Source organism: Candidatus Sphingomonas colombiensis, assembly GCA_029202845.1.
GTDB lineage: Bacteria > Pseudomonadota > Alphaproteobacteria > Sphingomonadales > Sphingomonadaceae > Sphingomonas > Sphingomonas colombiensis.
Window position 1 is genome coordinate 1,796,869 of record CP119315.1, and the last position, 23,008, is coordinate 1,819,876.

19 protein-coding genes are annotated in these 23,008 nt (G+C 65.6%); 9 read left to right on the plus strand and 10 right to left on the minus strand.

Going from position 1 to position 23,008, the window contains the following annotated elements:
* Positions 1–32: 32 nt before the first annotated feature.
* The 8 genes from P0Y64_08520 to P0Y64_08555 form a co-directional block, all read right to left on the minus strand.
* On the minus strand, positions 33–1,442 hold the full coding sequence (locus tag P0Y64_08520) for an efflux transporter outer membrane subunit (protein ID WEK44800.1): 1,410 nt from the start codon (positions 1,440–1,442) through the stop codon (positions 33–35).
* Positions 1,432–2,679, minus strand: coding sequence for an efflux RND transporter periplasmic adaptor subunit (locus tag P0Y64_08525; protein WEK44801.1), 1,248 nt, complete (start codon positions 2,677–2,679; stop codon positions 1,432–1,434). Before P0Y64_08525 ends, P0Y64_08520 begins: the two co-directional genes overlap by 11 nt.
* A complete protein-coding gene (locus P0Y64_08530) occupies positions 2,672–2,920 on the minus strand; it encodes an efflux RND transporter permease subunit (GenBank protein WEK44802.1) in 249 nt (82 codons plus the stop codon). The genes P0Y64_08525 and P0Y64_08530 overlap by 8 nt, the downstream gene beginning before the upstream one ends.
* On the minus strand, positions 2,841–3,125 hold the full coding sequence (locus tag P0Y64_08535) for a hypothetical protein (GenBank protein ID WEK45016.1): 285 nt from the start codon (positions 3,123–3,125) through the stop codon (positions 2,841–2,843). The genes P0Y64_08530 and P0Y64_08535 overlap by 80 nt, the downstream gene beginning before the upstream one ends.
* A 99-nt stretch (positions 3,126–3,224) precedes the next feature.
* Positions 3,225–3,473: a hypothetical protein gene (locus tag P0Y64_08540; protein WEK44803.1), complete on the minus strand. Its 249-nt coding sequence runs from the start codon at positions 3,471–3,473 to the stop codon at positions 3,225–3,227.
* 15 nt (positions 3,474–3,488) lie between these two features.
* Complete coding sequence (locus P0Y64_08545) at positions 3,489–4,151, minus strand: hypothetical protein (protein WEK44804.1); 663 nt, start codon at positions 4,149–4,151, stop codon at positions 3,489–3,491.
* 93 nt (positions 4,152–4,244) lie between these two features.
* Positions 4,245–4,865 (minus strand): efflux RND transporter permease subunit, encoded by a 621-nt coding sequence (locus P0Y64_08550; GenBank protein ID WEK44805.1) that lies wholly within the window; start codon positions 4,863–4,865, stop codon positions 4,245–4,247.
* A 148-nt stretch (positions 4,866–5,013) separates the two neighbouring features.
* Positions 5,014–5,877 (minus strand): efflux RND transporter permease subunit, encoded by an 864-nt coding sequence (locus tag P0Y64_08555; protein WEK44806.1) that lies wholly within the window; start codon positions 5,875–5,877, stop codon positions 5,014–5,016.
* A gap of 229 nt (positions 5,878–6,106) precedes the next feature.
* On the opposite strand from P0Y64_08555, the gene P0Y64_08560 reads away from it, so the two are divergent.
* The 7 genes from P0Y64_08560 (at position 6,107) to P0Y64_08590 (ending at position 19,138) form a co-directional block, all read left to right on the plus strand.
* Complete coding sequence (locus tag P0Y64_08560) at positions 6,107–7,015, plus strand: LysR substrate-binding domain-containing protein (protein ID WEK44807.1); 909 nt, start codon at positions 6,107–6,109, stop codon at positions 7,013–7,015.
* A gap of 89 nt (positions 7,016–7,104) precedes the next feature.
* Entirely contained in the window at positions 7,105–8,373 is a 1,269-nt protein-coding gene (locus P0Y64_08565; protein WEK44808.1) for an efflux RND transporter periplasmic adaptor subunit, read from the plus strand.
* Positions 8,370–11,525 (plus strand): efflux RND transporter permease subunit, encoded by a 3,156-nt coding sequence (locus P0Y64_08570; GenBank protein ID WEK44809.1) that lies wholly within the window; start codon positions 8,370–8,372, stop codon positions 11,523–11,525. The genes P0Y64_08565 and P0Y64_08570 overlap by 4 nt, the downstream gene beginning before the upstream one ends.
* The gene (locus tag P0Y64_08575; GenBank protein ID WEK44810.1) at positions 11,522–14,791 is read left to right on the plus strand and encodes an efflux RND transporter permease subunit; all 3,270 of its coding nucleotides are present in this window, start codon (positions 11,522–11,524) and stop codon (positions 14,789–14,791) included. Before P0Y64_08570 ends, P0Y64_08575 begins: the two co-directional genes overlap by 4 nt.
* Complete coding sequence (locus P0Y64_08580) at positions 14,788–16,254, plus strand: efflux transporter outer membrane subunit (GenBank protein ID WEK44811.1); 1,467 nt, start codon at positions 14,788–14,790, stop codon at positions 16,252–16,254. The genes P0Y64_08575 and P0Y64_08580 overlap by 4 nt, the downstream gene beginning before the upstream one ends.
* 206 nt (positions 16,255–16,460) lie before the next feature.
* A complete protein-coding gene (locus P0Y64_08585) occupies positions 16,461–17,912 on the plus strand; it encodes a DUF1800 domain-containing protein (protein WEK44812.1) in 1,452 nt (483 codons plus the stop codon).
* 17 nt (positions 17,913–17,929) lie between these two features.
* Positions 17,930–19,138, plus strand: coding sequence for a DUF1501 domain-containing protein (locus P0Y64_08590; GenBank protein WEK44813.1), 1,209 nt, complete (start codon positions 17,930–17,932; stop codon positions 19,136–19,138).
* A 15-nt stretch (positions 19,139–19,153) separates the two neighbouring features.
* Here P0Y64_08590 and P0Y64_08595 read toward each other — a convergent pair whose 3' ends face one another.
* Positions 19,154–20,329 (minus strand): acyl-CoA dehydrogenase family protein, encoded by a 1,176-nt coding sequence (locus tag P0Y64_08595; GenBank protein ID WEK44814.1) that lies wholly within the window; start codon positions 20,327–20,329, stop codon positions 19,154–19,156.
* Between the two features lie 36 nt (positions 20,330–20,365).
* Positions 20,366–20,887, minus strand: a complete 522-nt coding sequence (locus P0Y64_08600) for a MarR family winged helix-turn-helix transcriptional regulator (GenBank protein WEK44815.1) — start codon at positions 20,885–20,887, stop codon at positions 20,366–20,368.
* Between the two features lie 231 nt (positions 20,888–21,118).
* Between P0Y64_08600 and P0Y64_08605 the strand changes: the two genes are divergently transcribed.
* Both P0Y64_08605 and P0Y64_08610 read left to right on the plus strand, forming a co-directional pair.
* Positions 21,119–21,607, plus strand: a complete 489-nt coding sequence (locus P0Y64_08605) for a DUF3237 domain-containing protein (protein ID WEK44816.1) — start codon at positions 21,119–21,121, stop codon at positions 21,605–21,607.
* A 114-nt stretch (positions 21,608–21,721) separates the two neighbouring features.
* A complete protein-coding gene (locus tag P0Y64_08610; protein WEK44817.1) occupies positions 21,722–22,981 on the plus strand; it encodes a hypothetical protein in 1,260 nt (419 codons plus the stop codon).
* Positions 22,982–23,008: the final 27 nt, after the last annotated feature.

The following is a 23,008-nucleotide window of genomic DNA, read 5'->3' on the forward strand; positions in this document are numbered from 1 at the left end:
GGGGAGGGCGCGGCCGCGCCTTCCCCATCCCATCAGGCGGTCGGTGTGCCGCCTAGTGCCTTTACCAGCGCGATGCTTGCGCGCATCCGGCTGGTCTCGACCGCGATCAGCGCGCGTTCGGAATCGAGCGCTTCGGTCTGCGCGGTAACCACTTCCAGATAATCCGCCGCGCCGTCATGGTAGCGGGTGAGCGCCAGATCGCTGGTACGCGTCGCCGCAGTGGCGGCATCGCGCTGCTCGACCGCCTGTGTCGCGAGGTGGCGCGTGGCGGCGAGCGCATCCTCCACCTGCCGGAACGCGCCGAGCACGGTTTCCCGATAGTCCGCCGCCGCTTCGTCATATTGCGCGCGCGATACATGGACCTGAGCGCTGCGCCGCCCGCCATCGAACAGCGACAGCGCCGCGGCGAGCGGCCCGAGCCCCCAGAAGCTGTTCGGCGTGGTCAGCAGCGATCCGCCGGTCGTCTGCCACCCGCCCGCCAGACCGAGCGAGAGCGACGGAAAGAAAGCCGCGCGCGCCACGCCGATGCGTGCGTTTGTGGCATACATCCGCCGCTCCGCCGCCGCGATATCGGGGCGGCGCTGGAGCAATGTGGATGGCGCGGTGCCGGGCAGTGCGAGCGTTCCCGGCTGAAGGATGCGGGGCGCGATCGCGAAATCGGATGCAACCGCGCCGACCAGCGCCGCAATCTCATGCTCGGTCGCCGCGCGTTGGTTGGCGACGGCGGAAATCTGGGCGCGGGCATTGGCCAATATGGTGCGCGCACGATTGACGTCGACGCCGGAGGCGATGCCGCCGTCATGCCGCGTCGCGGTGAGATCATATGCGCGGGTGAAGGCATCGACCGAGCGGCGCAGCAGGTCTGCCTCGGTATCCAGCCCGCGCAGCCGCGCATATGCGTCCGCCACCGCCGCTTGCAGGCTGAGCTGCGCGGAGGTCAGGTCGCCGGCGCTGGCCTGCGCGTCGGCGCGCGCCGCCGTCACGCTGTTGCGGACGCGGCCCCACAGATCGATCTCATAATCGAGCGAAGCGCCGACGACGTAATTATTGTAGGTCTGCGCCACTCCGCCGCCGAGCGGGCGGTTGGCGGATAGTCGCTGGCGGCCCGCCTGTGCGCCGGCATCGATCTGCGGGAACAGATCGGCCTGGCTCACCCGTGCGGCTGCGCGTGCCGCGTCATAACGCGCCAGTGCGGCGGCGAGCGTGGGGCTCGCCTGTTGCGCGCGTTTTTCGAGATCGTCGAGCGTGGGATCGTTGAAGGCGGCCCACCAATCGCCGCGCGGCGCGGCATCGAGCGGAGTCGCCGCCGTCCAGCCCGGAATCTCCTTATACGCCGCTGGCGTCGCGATCGCCGGTGGCCGGTAAGCGGGCGCCATCGAGCAACCGGCGAGCGGCAGCAGCGACAGCGCGATCATCCGCGCGCGCGCCGCCTTATTCCGCATTGGCGGCGCTCTTCGACGCGCTCTGTACGCGCACGTGATCGCCGGTGCGGATCGCATCGGGTGGGCTGTCAATCACGCGATCGTTCATCGCCACACCTTGTGAGATGGTGACCGTCTTGCCTTCATCGCGCGCGATGGTGACGCGCTTGACCGTCACGCGGCCATTGCCGTCCACCACCGCCACGCTCGGGCCATCGTTGGCGTAGATGATCGTGCTGCCGGCGAGGCTCAGGGCATTGCCAGAGCCCGCGCCGACCTTGAACGTCACCTGCGCGAACGCGCCGGGTTTCAGCGCGCCATCCGGATTGGCGGCCTGAAGCTCCACCAGCACCGCGCCGGATTGCGCATCGACGGCTTGCGCGCTGCGCGTCATCGTCGCGGGGAAGGTGCGTTGCGGATATTCGGGGAGCGACAGCGTCGCGGTCATGCCCGGATGGACGTCGGCCGAAGCACCCTGCGGCACGCGGACGAACACGCGCACCCGGCTGGCGTCGGATACGGTGAACAATGGTTGCGACGCGGCATTGCCGGCGACGACGAGCTGGCCGATCTGCGCAGAGCGGCTCGTCACCACGCCGTTGAACGGGGCGTAGAGACGCGTGAAGCCCTGCAACGCGCGCAGCCGCCGCACATTGGCGAGCGCGGCATTGGCAAGTGCTGACTTGGCGGCGAGATCGCCGGCCTTTTCGTCGGTTTCCTGCCGCGATACCGCATCCTTTGCCAGCATCGTGCTCCAGCGCTGGGCGGTAGTGGCGGCGAGCTTCTGGTTGGCGAGCGCAGTCTGATAATCGGCGCTGGCCTGTGCAAGCTGCTGATCCACCTCCGGCGCGTCGAGGATGGCGAGCGGCTGGCCGGTACGCACATGATCGCCGATGTCCGCCAGCCAGCGCCGGACATAGCCGTTGGTCCGCGCGTAGATCGCAGCGCTGTTCAGCGCCTGCACATTGCCCGGCAGCACCAGCGCGTCGCTGGCCGATGCGCTGGTCGGCCGCACCACCGCCACGGTCGGCGTCGCGGCCTCGGTTGCGACCTGTTTCAGATCGCCGGTAGCGGTGATCCGGGTCGCGATCCCTGCGCCGGCGATGGCCAGTGCCACGATCCCGGCGGCGATCCCGACACGCTTCAACGTGCGCGGGCTGGGGCCGGGGGCCTCGGCGGCGACCGGGGTTCGCGGCCGGAGATCGTCAAGCGCGTCACGATCGGCGTTCGGGTGGTTCATAACGGATACGTCAGCCATGGGCGGGGTGCATCTCGACGGTGGGTTGCCGCGCGGCGGCGGAATCGCGCTTGCGATGGGCGAGCGCGAAAACGGTGGGAACGAAGAACAAGGTGGCGATCGTTGCGCAGATCAGGCCGCCGATCACGGCGCGACCGAGCGGCGCGTTCTGTTCGCCGCCGTCACCCAGCCCCAGCGCCATCGGGGCCATGCCGATGATCATGGCCAGCGCGGTCATCAGCACCGGGCGGAAACGAACCATGCCGGCTTCCAGCGCCGCCTTTGTCGCATCCCCAAGCTCCGCGAGCGCTCGCGCGCGAAGCGATCACCAGCACGGATCGATTGGCGGTCGCCACGCCCATGCACATGATCGCCCCGGTCAGCGCGGGTACGGACAATGTGGTGCCGGTGGTGAACAGCATCCATACGATCCCGGCGAGCGCGGCGGGGAGCGCGGTGATGATCACGAACGGATCGAGCCAGCTCTGGAAATTCACGACGATCAGCAGGTAGATCAGCACGATCGGCCCCAGCGAGCCCGCAGCGTAGGCCCGAGAAGGCGGTGTTCATGGTGGCATACTGCCGCGCAGGACGTGACGGTGGAGCCCTTCGGCAGATCCTTGTTTCAGTGAATCGATCGCGTGCTGCATCGTCCCGCCGACCGCGCCGAGATCGCGGCCCTGGTCGTCGGCATAGAACTCGATGACCGGCTGGATATTGTAATGCGAGACGACCGGCACGTATTGGAGCGGCGTGATTTCGGCCAGGCCGCCAAGCGGCTGGATCGCGCTGCCCGCCGCGCCCGATATCGGCACGTTGCTCAGACTCGCTCATCGAGCCGACCGATATTCCGGGGTTTGCGCGATAACCGGATAGGAAACGCCGTTGACGGGATTCGACGAAGAACACCGGCGCCGATCTGCGCGGTGCCGGCAAGCGAGTGCCACAGGCTGTTGGTCACATCGCGCTCGTTGAGGCCATATTGGCTGACGCGCGAGCGGTTGACGTCCACATCGAGCTGCGGCGAGCGGCCGGGCTGCTGGATGCGCGCATCGGCGAGGCCGGGGATCGCCGCCATTTTCGCCAGCAGCTTCGCGGCATAGACGCGGTTGGCGGCCTGATCCTTGCCCGGAAATCTGCACGTCGATCGGGGCCGGCGCGCCGAAATTCAGGATCTGGCTGGTGATGTCGGCGGGCAGGAACGAGAAGGTCGTGCCGGGGAAGCGGCGCGGCAGCTCGCGACGCAGCGTCGCGACGATCTCGTCGGTGGGGCGATGCCCCTCCTTCAGCGAGATCATGATGTCGCCGTCCTGCGGGCCGATCGTGCCGCTGTTGTTGTAGATCGTGTTGATCGAGCTGACGGGCAGGCCGATATTGTCGGTGATCGACGCCAGTTCGCTCGCCGGCACGATTTCGCGCACCGTGCGGCTGATACGCTCGAAGCGTGCGGCGGTATCCTCGATCCTGGTGCCCACCGGCGCGCGGACATGCATCAGGATTGCGCCGGAATCGACGCTGCGGGAAGAAGTTGCTGCCCAGGAACGGCACCAGCCCGAACGAAAGCAGCACCACCGCGAGGAAGCCGATCAGGAACGGCTTGCGCGCGCCCAGCGCACGTTCCAGCATGCCGCCATAGCCCGCGCGGTTTCTCGAATCGCGCTCGAACCGCGCTGGAAGCGGACCAGCGGGTTGCGCGATCCGCGGTCCCCGCGGATGCTCGTCCTCGCCATCTGTGCGGCTTCAGCAGGATACATCGCCATCGTCGGCACCAGCGTGCGCGACAGGACGAACGACGCGATCATGGCGAACACCACCGACAATGCCATCGGCACGAACAGGAAACCGGCGATCCCGGGCAGGAAGAACATCGGCACGAACACGATGCAGATGCAGAGCAGCGAAACGAAGGCGGGCGTCACGATCTGCGCGGCGCCATCGAGGATCGCCTCCGTTACGCCCTTGCCCTGTTCGAGATGCCAATTGATGTTCTCGATCGTGACGGTCGCATCGTCGACGAGGATGCCCACCGCGAGCGCGAGCCCGCCGAGCGTCATCACGTTGAGCGTCTGCCCGAACGCGGCCAGAGCCGCGATCGCCGCCAGGATCGCCAGCGGGATCGAGATGGCGATGATCACGGTCGAGCGCCATGAGCCGAGGAACAGCAGGATCATCACGCTGGTCAGCGCCGCCGGCGATCGCGCCTTCATGGACCACGCCTTTGACCGACGCTGTCACGAACAGCGACTGGTCGCCGATCGGCAGAATCTTCAGCGTGTCCGGCAGTCGTTGCGGCGATGCGCGGCAATGCGTTCTTCGCGCCGTCGACGATCGCCAGCGTGGAGGTGGCGCCGTTCTTCAGCACGTGAGCAGCACCGAGCGATTGCCGCTCGACGTGGACGACGTTGGTCTGCGGGCCGTTGCCGTCGCGCACGATGCGCCACGTCGCGCATATAGATTGTCGCGCCGTTGACCACCTTCACCGGAAGGTCGTTCAGCGCCTCGATCGAGCTCGGCGCGTTGTTGAGCCGGACGCTGTATTGCGTCGGGCCGATCTTCGACGAAGCCGGCCGGGTTGATCTGGTTCTGCGCGGCGACCGCGTTGCCGACGTCCTGCGCCGAAAGCCCCTTGGCCTGCAGCGCACGCGGATCGAGATCGATCTGCACCTGGCGCTGCTTGCCGCCCGACGGATAGGGCATGGCGAGCCCGGCACGGTGACGAGCTGCGGGCGGATCTGGTTCTGGCCGATATCGAACAGATTGCTGCTCGGACAGCCCCTTGCCCGACAGCGCGAGCTGGATGATCGGCACCGTGGAGGCGCTGTAGTTCAGGATCAGCGGCGGGTTGGTGCCGGGCGGAAGCTGTCGCAGCATCGTCTGCGAGACCGAGGTGACCTGCGCCGTCGCGGTGCGGATGTCGACGCCCGGCTGGAAGAAGATCTTCACGACGCCGATGCCCTGCAACGACTGGCTTTCGATGTGGTCGATATCGTTGACCGTGGTGGTCAGCACGCGCTCGTAGGGGGTGATGACGCGGCTGGACATGTCCTCCGGCGGCAGCCCGGCATAGGTCCACGCGACTGCGATAACCGGGATGCGGATATTGGGAAAGATATCCACCGGAGTACGCACTGCGGCCATGGTGCCGATAATCGCGATCAGGATGGCCATGACGATGAAGGTCAGCGGCCGGGTAAGCGCGATCCTGACGATTCCGATCATCCATTACCCTCAATTACGCCGCGTCGGCATGATGCCGGCGGGCTGAAAGGCCTCTCCAAGGTATTCTGGCGAATCGTCGTGCCTTCCCGCCCGGTCAAGAGGCACGTTCTATTCGTTCAGGCAATGTGCGGCCAAGCGGCGCCCACTGCCGGAGCGCGCCAATGCGCCCTTGGTCGGGTCGCGTCTAATATATAATACGGTTCGATTGATAGGTTAGAGGACTTGATCGATGGATCTTCGTCATTTGCGCTATTTCCTGTGCGTGGCGGAGGAAATGCATTTTGGCCGCGCGGCCCAGCGGCTTGGCATCTCGCAGCCGCCGCTCAGCCAGCAGATCCGCGCGCTGGAGGATGAACTGGGCGTGCGCCTGTTCGATCGCACCAGCAGGCGGGTGCGGTTGACCGAGGCGGGGGAGTTGTTCGTGCCCGAGGCGCGGCAGACGCTGTTGCAGGCCGAGCGCGCGATCGAAACCGTTCGGCTGGCGCGGCGCGGTGAATTGGGCCGGCTGCGAGTCGGCTTCACCTCTTCCGGTCCGTTCGTGCCGCTCATCGCCTCCGCGCTTTATCGTTTTCGGGAAAGCCATCGCGACGTTGAGCTGACGCTGCGGGAACTGGGGCGTGAGGAGCAGATGGAAGAACTGCGCCGCGGCGGCCTGGATATCGCGCTGGTGCGCGGCGCCGAACCGCCCGTCCTGCCGCCGGATATCGTCGCGCGCTGCATCATCGAGGAGGATATGGTGGTGGCGATCCGCGCCGGGCATTGGCTCGCGGAGCAGCCGGCGGACCCGACGATCGCCGATCTCGCAGGGGTGCCGCTGGTGCTTTACGCACCGCCGCTCGGTGCCGGGTTCAACGAGCATTTCTTCAGCCTGTGCCGCGAAGCCGGATTCGAGCCAGATATCGCGCATGAAGCGAGCAGTTTCGCGACCTTGCTGGGCCTTGTTGCCGCCGGTTTCGGTGCTACGATCCTTGCGCGCTCGCTGGAGCGGCTGCATCTCGAAAATGTTATTTATCGCCGTTTCATGTCTCCGATCGCCAGCCGGCTGTGGTTGATCCACGGCACGGCGCTTTCCCCCACCGCGCAAGCATTTCGCGACGTGATCGACGAATTGCGACTTGACGGAACGGGGTCGTCGTAAGGATCACGAAAGGCGACGGCACAAAAGAATGACCGCAGGTGTTTGTGCGACACCTAGATCGCGATCGAAGCATAGGATGAAGGAAGCGCATGACCGACGATCACGATCAGCCCCTCCCTCCTGCCGCAGCGGCCGATGAAACGCCGCCGCGCCGCCGATCGTGGAAGATCGTTGTCATCATCGTCGCGGTTCTCGCGCTGATCGCGTTCGGCGCCTACCGCATCTCGAAAAGCGGTGGGGATCGCAACAATCGGCGCCCGCCAGCGGCGGTTTCCGTCGGCAAGGCTACGCTGGCTGATATGCCGGTTAGCGTGACGGCGCTCGGCACCGTCCAGCCGATCGTCACCGCCACGGTGCGCACCCAGCTCGCCGGCACCTTGTTCAAACTGTTTTTCAAGGAGGGGCAGATGGTGCGCGAGGGGCAGGTGCTCGCGCAGATCGATCCCCGTCCATATCAACTCGCGCTGGCGCAGGCGAAAGCCAATCTCGCGCGCGATGAGGCGCAGCTCGCCGCCGCGCAGGTGGATCTCAACCGCTACCAGACATTGCTCAAGCAGGATTCGATCGCCAGCCAGCAGGTCGATACCCAGCGCGCTACCGTCAATCAGCTGATCGGCACCGTGGCGGCGGATCGCGCCGCGATCGGCACCGCACAATTGAACCTGAACTATACCGCGATCAAGGCCCCCACCACTGGGCGTGCCGGCATCCGGCAGGTCGATATCGGCAATTATCTGACGCCTTCGGATACCAACGGCATCGTTGTGGTGACGCAGCTCGATCCGATCGATGTGGCCTTCTCATTGCCGCAGGCGCAGCTTTCAACGATCGGCCATGCGGCTGGCAGCGGCGCGGGGTTGCCGGTGCAGGCGAGCAATCAGGACGATAACAGCCAGATCGCGGCAGGACGTTTCCTGACCTTCGACAATCAGGTCGATACCACCACAGGCACGGTGAAGGCGAAGGCGCGCTTCGATAACGGCGGCAACACGCTGTTCCCCAGCCAGTTCGTCAACATCTCCATGCTGGTGAATACGCTGCACAATGTCGTCACGGTCCCGGTCAGTGCGGTTCGGCACGGCGCGCCCGGCGATTTCGTGTTCATCCTGCAAAAGGATCGCACGGTGAAGCTCGCCCCGGTGAAGATCGGGCCGAGCACCAACGGGCAGGTCGCCATCCTTTCCGGCTTGCAGGCCGGCGCAACGGTGGTGATCGAGGGCGCCGACGGGCTGGAGGACGGATCCACTGTACGCCTGCCCGGTGACAAGGGTGGCCCCGGCGCGGGTGGAGCAGGCGGAAAGGGCGGCCAGAAGGGACAGGGCAAGCATCACCGTGCACAGGGTAATCAGGCCGGATGACCGACACCGCCGCGCCTGACGCGCCATCGCCGCCGTCCACCCCCGGCGGCCCATCGCGCGCGTTCATCCTGCGCCCGGTGGCGACGACGCTGCTGATGGTCGCGATCCTGCTCGCCGGGCTCGTTGCTTATCGTTCGCTGCCGCTCTCCGCTCTGCCGGAGGTCGATTACCCGACGATTCAGGTTTCCACGCTCTATCCCGGTGCCAGCCCGGATGTGATGGCGCTAACCGTCACGTCGCCGCTGGAACGACAGTTCGGGCAGATGCCGGGGCTGACGCGGATGACCTCGGCCTCATCCTCCGGCGCATCGGTGATCACGCTGCAATTCCGGCTCGATCTGTCGCTCGACGTGGCGGAGCAGGAGGTGCAGGCGGCGATCAACGCGGCGAACACGCTGCTGCCGGCCGATCTTCCCGCGCCGCCGATCTATGCCAAGGTCAATCCTGCCGACGCGCCGATCCTGACACTGGGCGTCACCTCCGACACTCGCCCGCTGGGCGAGGTGCAGGGGATCGTCGAGCGGCAATTCTCGAACAAGATATCGCAGGTTTCGGGAGTCGGCCTCGTCTCCATGTCGGGCGGCCAACGTCCGGCGGTGCGTATTCAGGCCAATGTCGCGGCGCTCGCCGCGCGCGGCCTGTCGCTGGAAACGGTGCGTACTGCGATCGGCAACGCCAACGCCAACGCCGCCAAGGGCAGTTTCGACGGTCCGACCAAGAGCTGGACGATCGACGCCAACGATCAGCTTGCCGATGTCGCCAGCTATCGCAATCTCGTCATCGCCTTCGCCAATGGCGCGCCGGTGCGCATGTCGGATGTCGCCAATGTCGTCGAGGCGACCGAGAATGTGCGGCTCGGTTCATGGATGAACGGCGCGCCCGCCGTGGTGATCGACGTGCAGCGCCAGCCCGGCGCGAACGTGATCGGCACGGTGGATGCGATCAAGGCCGCGCTGCCCGATCTGGAGGCGCAGCTTCCCGCCGACGTCCATGTCACGCTGCTCACCGATCGCACCACGGGCATTCGCGCATCGGTTTCGGACGTGAAGATCGAACTGGTGCTCGCCGTGCTGCTGGTGACGCTGGTGATCTTCCTGTTTCTCGGCTCGCTCCGCGCGACGGTGATCGCCAGCATTTCGGTGCCGCTGTCGCTGGTCGGCGCGTTTGCCGCGATGTATTTTCTCGGCTTCTCGATCAACAACCTAACCCTGATGTCGCTGACGATCGCGTCGGGATTCGTGGTCGACGATGCGATCGTCGTGCTGGAGAACATCTCCCGCCATATCGAGGCCGGGATGCGCCCGTTCGAGGCGGCGCTTAAGGGCGCGAGCGAGATCGGCTTCACGATCATCTCGCTGACGGTCAGCCTAATTGCGGTGCTGATCCCGTTGCTGTTCATGGGCGATGTCGTCGGACGGCTGTTCCGCGAATTCGCGGTGACGCTGGCGGTGACGATCCTGCTCTCGGCGGTGGTGGCGCTGACATTGGTGCCGATGCTGTCCGCGCGCTGGCTGCGGGCGGAGCATGACGAGCGGCAGCACCGCATTTCGCAAATGACGCGCGACTGGTTCGACCGGGTCTCGCATCGTTATGCCAGCGCGCTGGACTGGGTGATGCTGCGCCGCACGCTGACGATGCTGGTATTCGCGGCCACCCTCGTCGTTACTGGCATATTGTTTTACGTCATCCCCAAGAACCTATTCCCGGAACAGGATACTGGCCAGATCGCCGTGACGACCAGCGCGGCGCAGGATATCGGCTATGCCCGCATGGCCGGCCTTCAACAAAAGGTGGCGCAGGCGCTGCTTGCGGATCCCGCGGTCGCCAGCCTCAGTTCGGCGATCGGTGTCGATGGGCAGAACGCAACCCTGTCGCAGGGGCGCATGATCGTGAACCTCAAGCCCGATGGCGAGCGCGGAGACCTCAATGAAGTGCTCGCCGGGCTGGAAAAGGCGGTAGGCGATATCGCCGGGATGCGGGTCTATTTCCGCCCGGTACAGGATCTGACGATCGACACCTCCACTGGGGTGAACGCCTATCGCTTCTCATTGCAGGGCGCGGACCAGACGCAGGTGGAGGAATGGGGCGCGAAGCTCACGGAGGTGCTCAAGAAAGACCGGCATCTGCGCAACGTGACGACCGATGTGCTGGCGGACGGGCGATCGGTGGTGGTGGACATCAACCGCGACACCGCCGGGCGGCTCGGGTTGAGCGCGCTGGCGATCGACAATGCGCTTTATGATGCGTTCGGCCAGCGCATCGTTTCGACCATCTATACCCAATCCAGCCAGAATCGCGTGATCCTGGAGGCCATGCCGGGTAGCGTCACCGATCCACAGGCGCTGGGCGATCTGCGGATTCCGTTGTCCGGCGGGACCAGCGTGCCGCTCTCCGCCGTCGCGACGATCCGTACCGAGGCGGCCCCCCTTGTGGTCGCGCGGGAGGCGCAATTCCCGTCAGCGACGATCGGCTTCGATCTCGCGCCGGGCGTGTCGCTGGGCAGCGCGGTCAGCGCGATCGAGCGCGCCGAGCAGCAGATCGCGATGCCATCCGCGCTCACCACCAATTTCACCGGTGCGGCGAGCGCATTCAAATCGTCGCTAGCGAACGAATTGTGGCTGATCCTGGCGGCGATCGTCGTGGTCTATATCGTGCTGGGCGTTCTCTATGAGAGCTTCGTCCATCCGGTCACGATTCTGTCCACGCTGCCGTCGGCGGGCATCGGCGCGCTGCTCGGTCTGTGGCTCACCGGATCGGGGCTGGGGGTGATCGGCATCATCGGCATCGTCCTGCTGATCGGCATCGTGAAGAAGAACGCGATCATGATGATCGACTTCGCGCTGGACGCGATGCGAGAGGAAGGGGCGGATGCGCCGCACGCGATCCGGCAGGCGGCGCTGTTGCGCTTCCGACCGATCATGATGACCACCTTCGCCGCATTGTTCGCCGCGCTGCCGCTGATTTTCGGCGGGGGCATGGGGCATGAACTGCGTCAGCCGCTTGGCATCGCCATCGCGGGCGGCCTGATCTTCAGCCAGGTGCTGACGCTGTTCACCACGCCGGTCATCTTCCTGGGGCTGGAGGAATGGCGCGAGCGCGGCTGGTCCGTGCGCCGCCGCCGCCATCCGTCCGGTGAGGCGACGCCGGCGTGAACATTTCGTCGCCCTTCATCCGGCGGCCGGTGGGCACGATCCTGCTGACGATCGGCTTGATGCTGGCGGGGGTGGGCGCGTTTTTCATGCTGCCGGTGGCGCCGCTGCCAGCGGTCGATTTCCCGACGATCATGGTACAGGCGAACCTGCCGGGTGCCAGCCCGTCGACAATGGCGTCGAGCGTCGCCGCGCCGCTGGAGCGCCATCTCGGCACGATCGCGGGCGTATCGGAAATGACCTCGCGTTCGGGCGTAGGCTCATCGTCGATCGTGCTGCAATTCGATCTGTCGCGCGATATCGACGGTGCCGCGCGCGACGTGCAGGCGGCGATCAACGCATCGCGCGCCGATCTGCCGGCCACGCTCAAGACCAATCCGAGTTACCGCAAGGCCAATCCGGCCGAGGCGCCGGTGCTGATCCTCGCGCTCACCTCGCCGACACGCAGCCCGTCGGAAATCTACGATACAGTCTCCACCGTCGTGCAGCAGAAATTGTTGCAGGTGCAGGGTGTCGGCAATGTCGAGCTGGGCGGCGCGGCGCTCCCGTCCGTGCGGGTCGAGGTCAACCCGCTGGCGCTGTCGCAATATGGCATTGCGCTGGAGGATGTGCGCACCGCGCTGCAATCCGAAAGCGCGAACCGGCCGCGCGGTGTGCTCGATGCGCGCGGCTACAGCTGGCAGATCTATTCCAATCAGCCTGGGCTGCATGCCGCCGATTATCGCAACACGGTGATCGCATGGCGCAATAATGCGGCGGTACGCCTGTCGGACATCGCCAATGTGGTGGACGGTCCGGAAGACATTCGCACCATGGGGCTGTTCAACGGAAAAAGCGCGGTCCCGGTGATCATCAGCCGCCAGCCCGGTGCCAATATCGTGCAGGTGGTGGATTCGCTGAAGGCGCAGTTACCCGCATTGCGGGCGGAGGTTCCCCCCGATATCCACCTCGATGTCGCAAGCGATCGCACGCTCACCATCCGCGCGTCATTGCGCGAGGTGGAGGTGACGTTGCTGATCGCGACGTTGCTCGTGGTGCTGGTGGTCAGCCTGTTCCTCCGCAGCTGGCGCGCGACGCTGATCCCGGCGGCGGCGGTGATCGCGTCGCTGCTCGGCACGATCGCGGTGATGTATCTCGCGGGTTTCAGCCTCGACAACCTCTCGCTGATGGCGCTGACCGTTGCGACCGGCTTCGTCGTCGATGACGCGATCGTGGTGGTGGAAAATATCAGCCGCCATGTCGAGGCGGGGATGAAGCCGCTGGACGCCGCGCTTAACGGCGCGCGTGAGGTGGGGTTCACCGTGCTGTCGATCTCGCTCAGCCTGATCGCTGTGTTCGTGCCGCTGATCTTCATGGGCGGGATCGTGGGGCGATTGTTCCGTGAATTCGCCCTTACCATGTCGATTGCGGTGCTGATTAGCCTGGTCATTTCGCTCACCACCACGCCGATGCTGGCCTCCCGCGTGTTGCGTAACGAGGAGAGCGAGGGCCGCGTGATGCGTGCGGCAGGGCGAGCGTTCGATTGGGCGCAGGCGCGCTACACAAGCGCGCTGGATTGGGCGCTGGCGAACCGTGGCGCGGTGCTGCTGCTGCTTGCGGGAACGGTGGCGCTCAACATCTTCCTGATCGGGGTGGCGCCAAAGGGCTTCTTTCCGCAACAGGATACCGGCGGCCTGATCGGCGGTCTGCGCGCGGATCAGAGCATCTCGTTCACCGATATGCAGGAAAAGCTCACCCGTATCACCAAAATCGTCGACGCCGATCCGGCGGTGGCGACGGTGGTGGCGTTCACCGGCGGATCGCGCGCGGGCGGCGGCTTCATGTTCGCGACGCTGAAGCCGCGATCACAGCGGCCGCCGGTGCAACAGGTGATCGCGCGGCTTCGGCCGAAACTCGCCAAGGTCAGCGGGGTGAGCCTGTTCCTCAATCCGGTGCAGGATCTGCAGGTCGGTGGGCGGCAGACCAACAGCACCTATCAATATGTGTTGAAGGCGGACGATCCGGATGTGCTGAAAGCCGCCGGGCAAAAGCTGGTCGATGCGCTTAAAAAGCATCCTGAAACGTTGACGGACGTGGACATCGATCAACAGGATGCCGGCGCCAACGCCTTTGTAGAGGTCGATCGCGATGCCGCCGCGCGGCTCGGCGTGACGATGCAGGCGATCGACGCGACGCTGTATGACGCATTCGGCCAGCGGCAGGTGGCGAACATCTATTCCGGCCTAAACCAATATCATGTGGTGATGGAGGCGGCGCGCCAGTTCAACGGCTCCCCCTCGTCGCTGTCGAACATCTATCTTCCGCTCAGTTCGCCGCCGAACGCCGTTACGAACGGCGTGACGGCGCCAACCAAAAGCGCGACGACGACGGCAAGCACCGGTGCCGGAAACAATGCGCCGAGCGGCAGCACCAGCGGAACGGGAGCGGGCGGTTCCGCCGTCGCGGCGGGGAGCGCGGTCAGCACGACCGCGCAGACCATGACCCCACTGTCGGCGATCGCGAGCTGGTCCACCGCATCGACCAACGCGGCGGTCAGCCATTCGGACGGCGAACCCTCCGCCACCGTGTCGTTCAACCTGCCCAACGGCGTATCGCTCGGGCAGGCGTCGCAGACGATCGCGCAGGTACAGGCCGGCCTGGCGCTGCCCGCGACCGTTCACGGCGAATTTGGCGGCACGGCGAAGGTGTTCGCGCAATCGACCGGATCGATGCCGATCCTGATCCTCGCCGCGCTTCTCGCGATCTACATCGTGCTGGGTATTCTCTACGAAAGCGCGATCCACCCGCTGACCGCGCTATCCACCATCCCCTCGGCTGGTGTTGGCGCGATGATCGCGCTGATCGCTACCGGCGGCCAGTTCGACGTCATCGCGCTGATCGGCATCATCCTGTTGATCGGGATCGTGAAGAAGAACGCGATCATGATCATCGATTTCGCGCTAGAGGCGGAGCGAGGCGGCGGCCTCAGCCCGCTCGAGGCGGTGCGCGAGGCATCGTTGCTGCGTTTTCGCCCGATCATGATGACGACGATGGCCGCCGCGCTCGGCGCATTGCCGCTGGCGATCGGCTTCGGCGATGGTGCGGAGTTGCGTCGGCCGCTCGGCATCGCGATCTTCGGCGGCCTCGTCGCCAGCCAGCTCATCACCCTGTTGACCACCCCGGTCGTCTATCTCGCGCTCGATCGCTTCCGCCGTCGCCATGGCGCGGAGGAGCGCGCGCTGGCGCGTCACGGCGATCTGCCGCTTTCTTCCCCCGGAGCCGTCGCATGAAGCGTGTCCTGTCCGTCGCCGCCGCACTGCTGCTCGCCGGATGCAGCATGGCGCCCGCCTATCGTCCGCCGACGACGGTCGCCATCCCGCCATCGTTCAAGGAAGCGCCTGGCTGGGACGTGGCCAATCCGAACGACGCGGTGGCGCGTGGCGAATGGTGGGCGCTGTTCAACGATCCCACGCTCGACGCGCTGGAGCGCAAGGTGGTGATCACAAACCAGAATGTCGCCGCCGCCCGCGCGGCCTATCAGGCGGCGCGCGCGCTGGTGATGGTGCAGCGATCGGCGCTGTTCCCCACCATCACCGGTTCTGCCAGCGCGCAGCATTCGGGTGCGTTCGCGGGCGGTACGGCGACCAGTGTCGGCACCGGAACGGGCACAGGAGCAAGCACGGGCACCACCACCGTTACCACGTCGGGCTCGCGCTTCGCACTCAGCATCGGGGGCAGTTGGGAGCCCGATCTGTGGGGCAAGCTCGGCAATGCGGTGACGCAGGCGAAGGCCACCGAACAGGCGACCGCCGGCGATCTCGCCAACGCCACCCTTTCGGCGCAGGGCGAACTGGCCACCAATTACATTCAGTTGCGGGGGATAGAGGCGCAGCGCGTGCTGCTCGATCGCACGATCGCCGACTACCAGCGCTCGCTGACCATCACGAACAACAAGTACAAAGCGGGGACGGTCGCCCGCTCCGATGTCTATCAGGCGCAGACCACGTTATCGAACGCGATCGCCACGCGGCAGGATCTCGATCGGCAACGTGCGCTGCTGGAACACGCCATCGCGGTGCTGGCGGGGGAGAACCCGTCGACCTTCTCGATCGAGGTGGCGGCGTGGCAGCCCGCGGTGCCCAACGTGCCGGGCGTATTGCCCTCGACCTTGCTGGAACGACGCCCGGATGTAGCAGCGGCGGAGCGCCGCGTGGCGGCGGCCAACGCCAATATTGGCATTCAGCGCGCGGCCTATTTCCCCGATATCACGCTATCGGGCAGCGCCGGAACCAGTGGCAGTGCAGTGGGTCAATTGTTCTCTGCCGCGACCAGCCTGTGGTCGTTCGGATTGAATGGATTGATGACCCTGCTCGATTTCGGCGCGCGGCACGGGCAGGTGCTGCAAGCGCGCGCGCAATATGATCAGGCGGTGGCAACCTACCGCCAGACGGTGTTGACCGCATTCCAGCAGGTCGAGGACAATCTCGCCGCTACGCGCGTGCTGGCCGACGTCACGGGCAGCCGGGCGGCGGCGAGCGAGGCGGCGATCAAGGCGGCGGCGATCGCGAACAATCAATATCGTTCCGGCACTGTCGATTTCACCTCGGTCGTGGTCGCGCAGACGGCGGCATTGAGCGCGGAGCAGACGCAGATTCAGGCGGTGGTCGATCAGCAGACCGCCGCGATCGCGCTGGTGCAGGCGATCGGTGGCGGCTGGCACGAGTGCAAACCGGGCGACAAGAGCGGCTGCTGAACGCGGGCGTCCCGCCGCATCGTGGTAAACGCCGGTTCAATGACGGTTTTTTCATGCGCGGGTCAGAGTGCGTTCAGCCCGACAGGCGCAACTTGCCGGGCAATGTGGCGGGATTCGTGCGCCGCCTGCTCGAAAGGCAAGGGATGAGGTTCGGACTCTCGCGGCCTGCCCGTTCGATCATGAGTGTGGCGATATTATGCGCCGCGATGCCGGTTCAGGCGGCGCCGGCGGCTGATCGGATCGCCTGGGCCAACCGGCTGACCTGGGGCGCGACCGCCGCCGACCTCTCGGCCGTGGATGGGCCGGGCAGCGAGCGCTGGCTCGACGCGCAGCTCCATAGCCCGCCCGCAGCACTCCCGCCCGAGGCCGCCGCGCAGATCGCGCAGATGCGGATCAGTAGCGAGCCACTGGCGCAGATCGTCGTCGAACAACAGGCGATGCAGCGTGATGCGAATGCGCTGACCGATCCCGATCAGAAGAAGGCGGCGCGCGAGGCTTATCAAAAAAGCATGACCGCGCTGGCGACCGAAGCACGCACGCGCTCGATCCTGCGCGATCTCTACGCGCCCGATCAGTTGCGCGAACAGATGACGTGGTTCTGGTTCAACCATTTCAACGTGCAGGCGCAGAAGCGCGATATCCGCGCGATGGTCGGCGATTATGAGGACACGATCCGTGGCCACACGCTCGGGCATTTTCGCGAGCTGCTCGAAGCGACGCTGCGTCATCCCGCGATGCTGCGCTATCTCGACAACGATCAGAACGCGGCGGGCAAGATCAACGAGAATTACGCGCGCGAGATCATGGAATTGCACACGATGGGCGTGGGCGCGGGTTACAGCCAGCAGGATGTGCAGGAACTTGCGCGTATTCTGACCGGCGTGGGGGTGGATCTGAAGCCGGATGCGCCACGCCTGCGCCCGCAACTCCAGCCGCTTTACCTCCGTGCCGGGCTGTTCGAGTTCAACCCCGCGCGCCACGATTTCGGCGAGAAGCATTTCCTCGGCCATACGATCCGTGGTTCGGGCTATGCGGAGGTGGAGCAGGCACTTGATCTGATCGCGGCTGCGCCCGCGACGGCTCATCATGTCTCGGCGCGGATCGCGACCTATTTCATGGGCGATGCCCCGCCGCCCGCGCTGATCGATCGCATGGCGCAGACATTCCAGCGCACCCACGGCGATATCGCGCAGGTGATGCGCGTGATGATCCGCTCGCCGGAATTCGCCGCGTCGCTGGGGAAGACCTTCAAGGACCCGATCCATTATGCGATCTCGGCGGTGCGGCTCACTTATGGGGATCGCGTGATCCTCAATGCGCAGCCGATGATCAACTGGCTCAACCGCATGGGGCAGGGGCTCTACAATCACGAGACACCGGACGGTTATGACCTCCAATCGGCCGCCTGGTCGGGCCCTGGCCAGATGGCGACGCGCTTCGATATCGCGCGGCAGATTGGCGGTGGTGCCTATGGCCTGTTCCGCGCGCCCGATGCCAATGCCGATCTGCCCGCCTTCCCGCAGCTACAGAACGCGCTCTATTTCAACGGCCTGCAGGATACGCTCGCCCAGCCGACGCGAGCCGCGCTCGCGCAGGCCAATACGCCGCAGGAATGGAACGGCCTGTTCCTCTCCTCGCCCGAATTCATGCACCGCTAGCGCCTGAGGAGGCTGCCATGTTGCCGCACGTCCACCGCCGCGATCTGTTAAAGGGGGCCGCCGCCACGCTCCCGCTGGTGATCGCCGGGCGCGCCTTCGCCGCGCCGCAGGCTGGGAGCCGGCTGCTCGTGGTGTTCCTGCGCGGCGCTTATGACGCGACCAACGTGATCGCGCCAACGGCCAGCGATTTCTACCATCAGGCGCGCCCGACGATCGCGCTGGGCAAGCCTGATCCGAACGACCCCAAGGCACCGCTGCCGCTCGATGCGGATTGGAGCCTGCACGCCGCGCTCAAAGACAGCATCCTGCCGCTATGGCAGCAGCGTCAGATCGCCTTCGTGCCCTTCGCCGGCACCGACGATATGACCCGCAGCCATTTCGAGACGCAGGATACGATCGAGCTGGGGCAACCGATCGGCGGCCATCGCGATTATGGATCGGGCTTCATGGCGCGGCTGGCCGGCATGCTGGGGCGGGGCGACAAGCCGATCGCCTTCACCGATCAATTGCCGCTGTGTTTCCGGGGCGGGGCATCGCCGGTGCCCAATCTCGCGCTCGCCAATGTCGGCAAGCCGATCGACCAGCGTCAGGCGAAGCTGATCGAGGGCATGTATGCCCCGCATGCCGCGCTCTCCCGTTCGGTGGCGGAGGGATTCGCGGTCCGCGACACGGTGTACCGCACGCTCGATGAGGAGATGAAGGCGGCGAGCCGGGGGGCGGTGAGCGCCAAGGGCTTCGCGCTGTCGGCCAGCCGCATCGGCACGCTGATGCGCGATCAGTTCAACCTCGCCTTCGTCGATGTCGGCGGGTGGGATACCCACGTCAATCAGGGCGGCGCGACGGGTTATCTCGCCGATCGCATCGGTGAACTGGGGCGCGGGCTGGCCGGCTTCGTCGAGGCGATCGGGCCGGATGCATGGCGCAGCACGACCGTGGTGGTCGTGTCCGAATTCGGTCGCACCTTCCGCGAGAATGGCGATCGCGGCACCGATCACGGCCATGGCAGCATCTATTGGGTGCTCGGCGGCGGCGTATCGGGCGGCCGGCTGGCGGGCGAGCAGGTCGCGCTATCACCCGCGACGCTCAATCAGGCGCGCGATCTGCCCGTGCTGACCGACTATCGCGCGCTGATCGGCGGGATCGTCGCGCGGCAATACGGGCTGGGGACGGATCGGCTCAACAGCCTGTTCCCCAACGCGAAGCCGCGCGACCTGCAATTGATCTGAGCTAAGCGGCGCGGATCAGCCGCCGTGCGCGACCTTCCAGTCGCGCTTCACCTTCTTGGCGAGGCTCCATTTGTGGACCTCGGTCGGGCCGTCGTAGATGCGGAAGGCGCGGACTTCGCGGAACACCTGCTCGACGATCGTGTCGCTGGTCACGCCGCTGCCACCCATCACCTGCACGCAGCGATCGGCGATACGCATCAGCGCTTCCGACACCGCGACCTTCGCCATCGAGCTTTCCGCCGTGCCGAGCGCGCCCGTATCGAGGACGCCGGCGCACCAGTCGATCATCAATTCGGCCTGCTTCAGGTCGATCAAATTCTCCGCCAGCATGAAGCCGACGCCCTCGTGATCGACCAGCGCCTTGCCGAACGCCTGGCGGCGGCAGGCGTAATTGGTGGCGATCTCGTTCGCGCGGACGCACGCGCCATACCAGCGCATGCAATGCGACAGGCGCGCCGGCGAAAGGCGGATCTGGGCGTATTTGAAGCCCTCGCCGGCTTGCCCGAGCATCTGATCGGCGGGGACGCGGAGCTGGTTGATGCGGATCGTCGCATGGCCGCCGGGCATCGAGCTGTCGATCGTGTTGGGCACGCGCTCGATCGTGATCGCGGGATCGGGCAGGTCGACGAGGAACATGCACGCGCCCTCGTCGGCCTTGGCCATGATGATGCCGACCTTCGCGCCGGCTGCCCCCGTGATGAACGCCTTGCGTCCGTCGATCACCCAATGGTTGCCATCGGGGCGGCAGGTGGTGAGCATCATTGAGGGATCGGAGCCCGCGCCGCCCTCCGCCGCCGGCTCGGTCATGAAGAAGGCGGAGCGCGAGCGACCCTCGACGAGTTGCTTCAGAAAGCGTTCCTTGATCTCCGGGCTGCCGACCTTGCCGAGCAGATACATATTGCCCTCATCCGGGGCGCCAGTGTTGCAGGCGAGGGGGCCGAGCGGTGACAGGCCGGTGCGTTCCAGCACGATGGCTGTTTCGCGCTGAGACAAATGGCTGCCGTCGGACAGGATGTGCGGGGTGAGCACGCCGGCCGCGCGCGCCTTTTCGCGCATTTCCATGACCAGCTCGTCGGTCGGGCAATCGTGATGATCGCGGCGCGGATCCTGCTCGTAGGGCACGACCACCTCGCGCACAAAATGCTCGACGCGATCGGCGATCTCCAGCGTCTTGTCGATTCCGATGCTCATATGATTCTCTCCTTGTCAGTAGGTGACGGCGTGCCGTCAGCGAATGTCGGTCGTGGTGGGTTCATTGGGCGGCGCGGTTACATCCGGCGGCGCCCCCCAGTCGCGCGCCAGCAGAGTGGCGAGTTGTTCAGCCGCCGCCGGCCCGAGCCGTTCGGCAAGTTCGCGTTCGATTGCGCGCATCGTTGCGCGCGCCGCGCTGGTCAGTGCGCGCCCTTCGGGACTGAACCGCACGATGCTCGCGCGGCCATCGGTCGGATCGGGCGTGACGAGCAGAATCTTGCGCCGCACCAGTTCGTCTATCATCTGGCCCATCGACTGGCGGGTCATGCCCAGATTGTGGGCGAGCCGCGCCGGTCGCGTCACCCCGTTGGCGATATTGGCGAACAACATGGATTGCATGCGCGTAACGGGCGGCCAGCCGGCGCGGCGCAGCGCGGCCTGCAAGGCTTCATCATACCAATAGACCGCGCGCACTAGATTCATCATCAGCATCGGGGGCGGCCCGTCGCCACCGCCGGGCGCGGCTGGTACTTCGAGACAATCCTGTTCCGCCGTCATGATCGGTCCGTCACCCCCTCGCCGTGCGTCGCCCCGCTGCCTGTAGGAGAGCGGCCGCACGGTAGCAACGCGGTTGCCCGCGCTTGACGGATCGGTTGCGGCAAAGGTAGTTAGTATTCGAAGCAAACTCGGTCGGCCAATGGTTTTTGCGGTCGTATCCATAACGCGACGCAAAGTCGCGGAACGGGAACGCCGCTCTTCCGCCGAGCCGAACAGGCAGGAGAGGCGTGCGTGACCCGTAACATCCCGATGCTCGAGCCGCGTTTTGCGCATCTCTGTTCCTATCGCGCGGAGTTTTCGGAACCTCAGCAGATGGTTGGCCACGGTCATTTCGGCACGCGGATGATCGCGGCACTGACGGGCGGGCTCGTGAAGGGCGATCGCCTTTCCGGCCGGGTCGTGCCGGGCGGTGGGGATTGGGCGACGATCGACGATCGCGGCGTGTTGCGGCTGGACGCGCGGGTCACGCTCGAAACGCATGATGGTGCGTTGATCTATGTCTCCTATCGCGGCGTGCTGCGCCCGCTGGACAAGGTGCGCGCGCTTATCCGGCGCGGCGGCCCGAAAACGGCGGAAGATCATGCCGAGGTCTATTTCCGCACCGCGCCGATCTTCGAAACCGGGCATCCCGATTATCAATGGCTCAACGATATCGTCACCGTGGGCATTGGGGCCTCGGTTGGCGGGGCGGTGGAATATGACGTTTACGAGCTGCTGTGATCCTGATGCGACGAATTATTTAGATTGCTAATTGTATTTTGGAAGGCAACCTGACAATATCCCTTAGGCCCCGAAGAATGGGCGAGCGAAAAGAGATATTGTCAGGAGAGCCCGATGAGCAGCGCCGCGTCCGTTCCGAAGGTCCAGCCCTTCATCCCCGCCAATGATGATTTTCTGACGCGCGACGACCTTACGAGCTTGACGCCGCAGGAGCTGATCCGCCGTACCACCGCGCTGAAGCCGCTGCTTGCCGCCCATGCGGCGGAATGCGAACGCGCTCGCCATCCGATCGAATCGGTGTGGAACGAAATCCGCAAGACCGGCTGCTTCTATCATTTCATCCCGAAGAAATATGGCGGTCTGGAATTCGATGCGGACAGCTTCATCGATGCGATGCTGCCGCTGAGCGAAGGTTGCCCGTCGACCGGCTGGGTAACGGCTTTCTGTGTCGAGCATAATTGGATGCTCACCCAATTCCCCGAACGGTTTCAGGACGAGGTGTTCGGCACGCTCGACGGCGATCGCGTTCCCTATGTCATCGCGCCGGGCGCTACCGCTCCGCCGGGAAAGGCGGTGAAGGTCGACGGTGGCTATCGCATCACCGGACGCTGGAAATGGGGCACCGGCGTCATGCATTCGGATTGGGTGCTGGTGACCAACATGATCGTCGACGGGCCCGATAACGTCGTGCTGTTCTGCGCATTGCCGACCGAACAGGTCACCGTGCTCGACACCTGGCACATCGACGGCATGGAAGGGACGGGGAGTCACGATCTGCTGATCGATGACGTCTTCGTCCCCGAATATCGCACGATGGATATGGCGGAGATGCGCGCCGGCACCGCGCATGGCTCGCGGTTGTATGACAACGCGATTTATCGCCAGCCGATGCTCCCGTTGCTTGGCGTGACGGCGGCGATTTCGGGTGTCGGTGCGGCGCGCGCGGCCGTATCGCTGTTCCGCAAGCAACTCACCGAGCGCGTGGTGCTGGGTACAAATATTACCCAGTCCGAAAAGCCCGCGGCACAGATGCGCCTCGCCAATGCCAGCGTGATGGCGCGGACGGCGGAGTTGCTACTGCGCGACGCGCTGAACAGCAATATCGCGCTCGCCACGCCGGAGAAGCGCGCCGATTTCGAGCAGCGTTCGCGGATGCGGCTGCAGATCGCCCAGGCAATGGAGCTGTGCCGCCACGCGATCATGATGGTGGCGGAAGCGAGCGGCGCCAGTTCGCATCTGCGGAGCAATCCGATGCAGCGCTATCTGCGCGACGTGAACGTGATGTCGAACCACATCGTTTACGACAAGGACGGCGCCTCAGAGCTCCATGGCCGATCGCTGATCGGTTTGCCGCCAAACGCCCAGACATTCTGACGACGGTCACGCGTCGATTTAATTAGA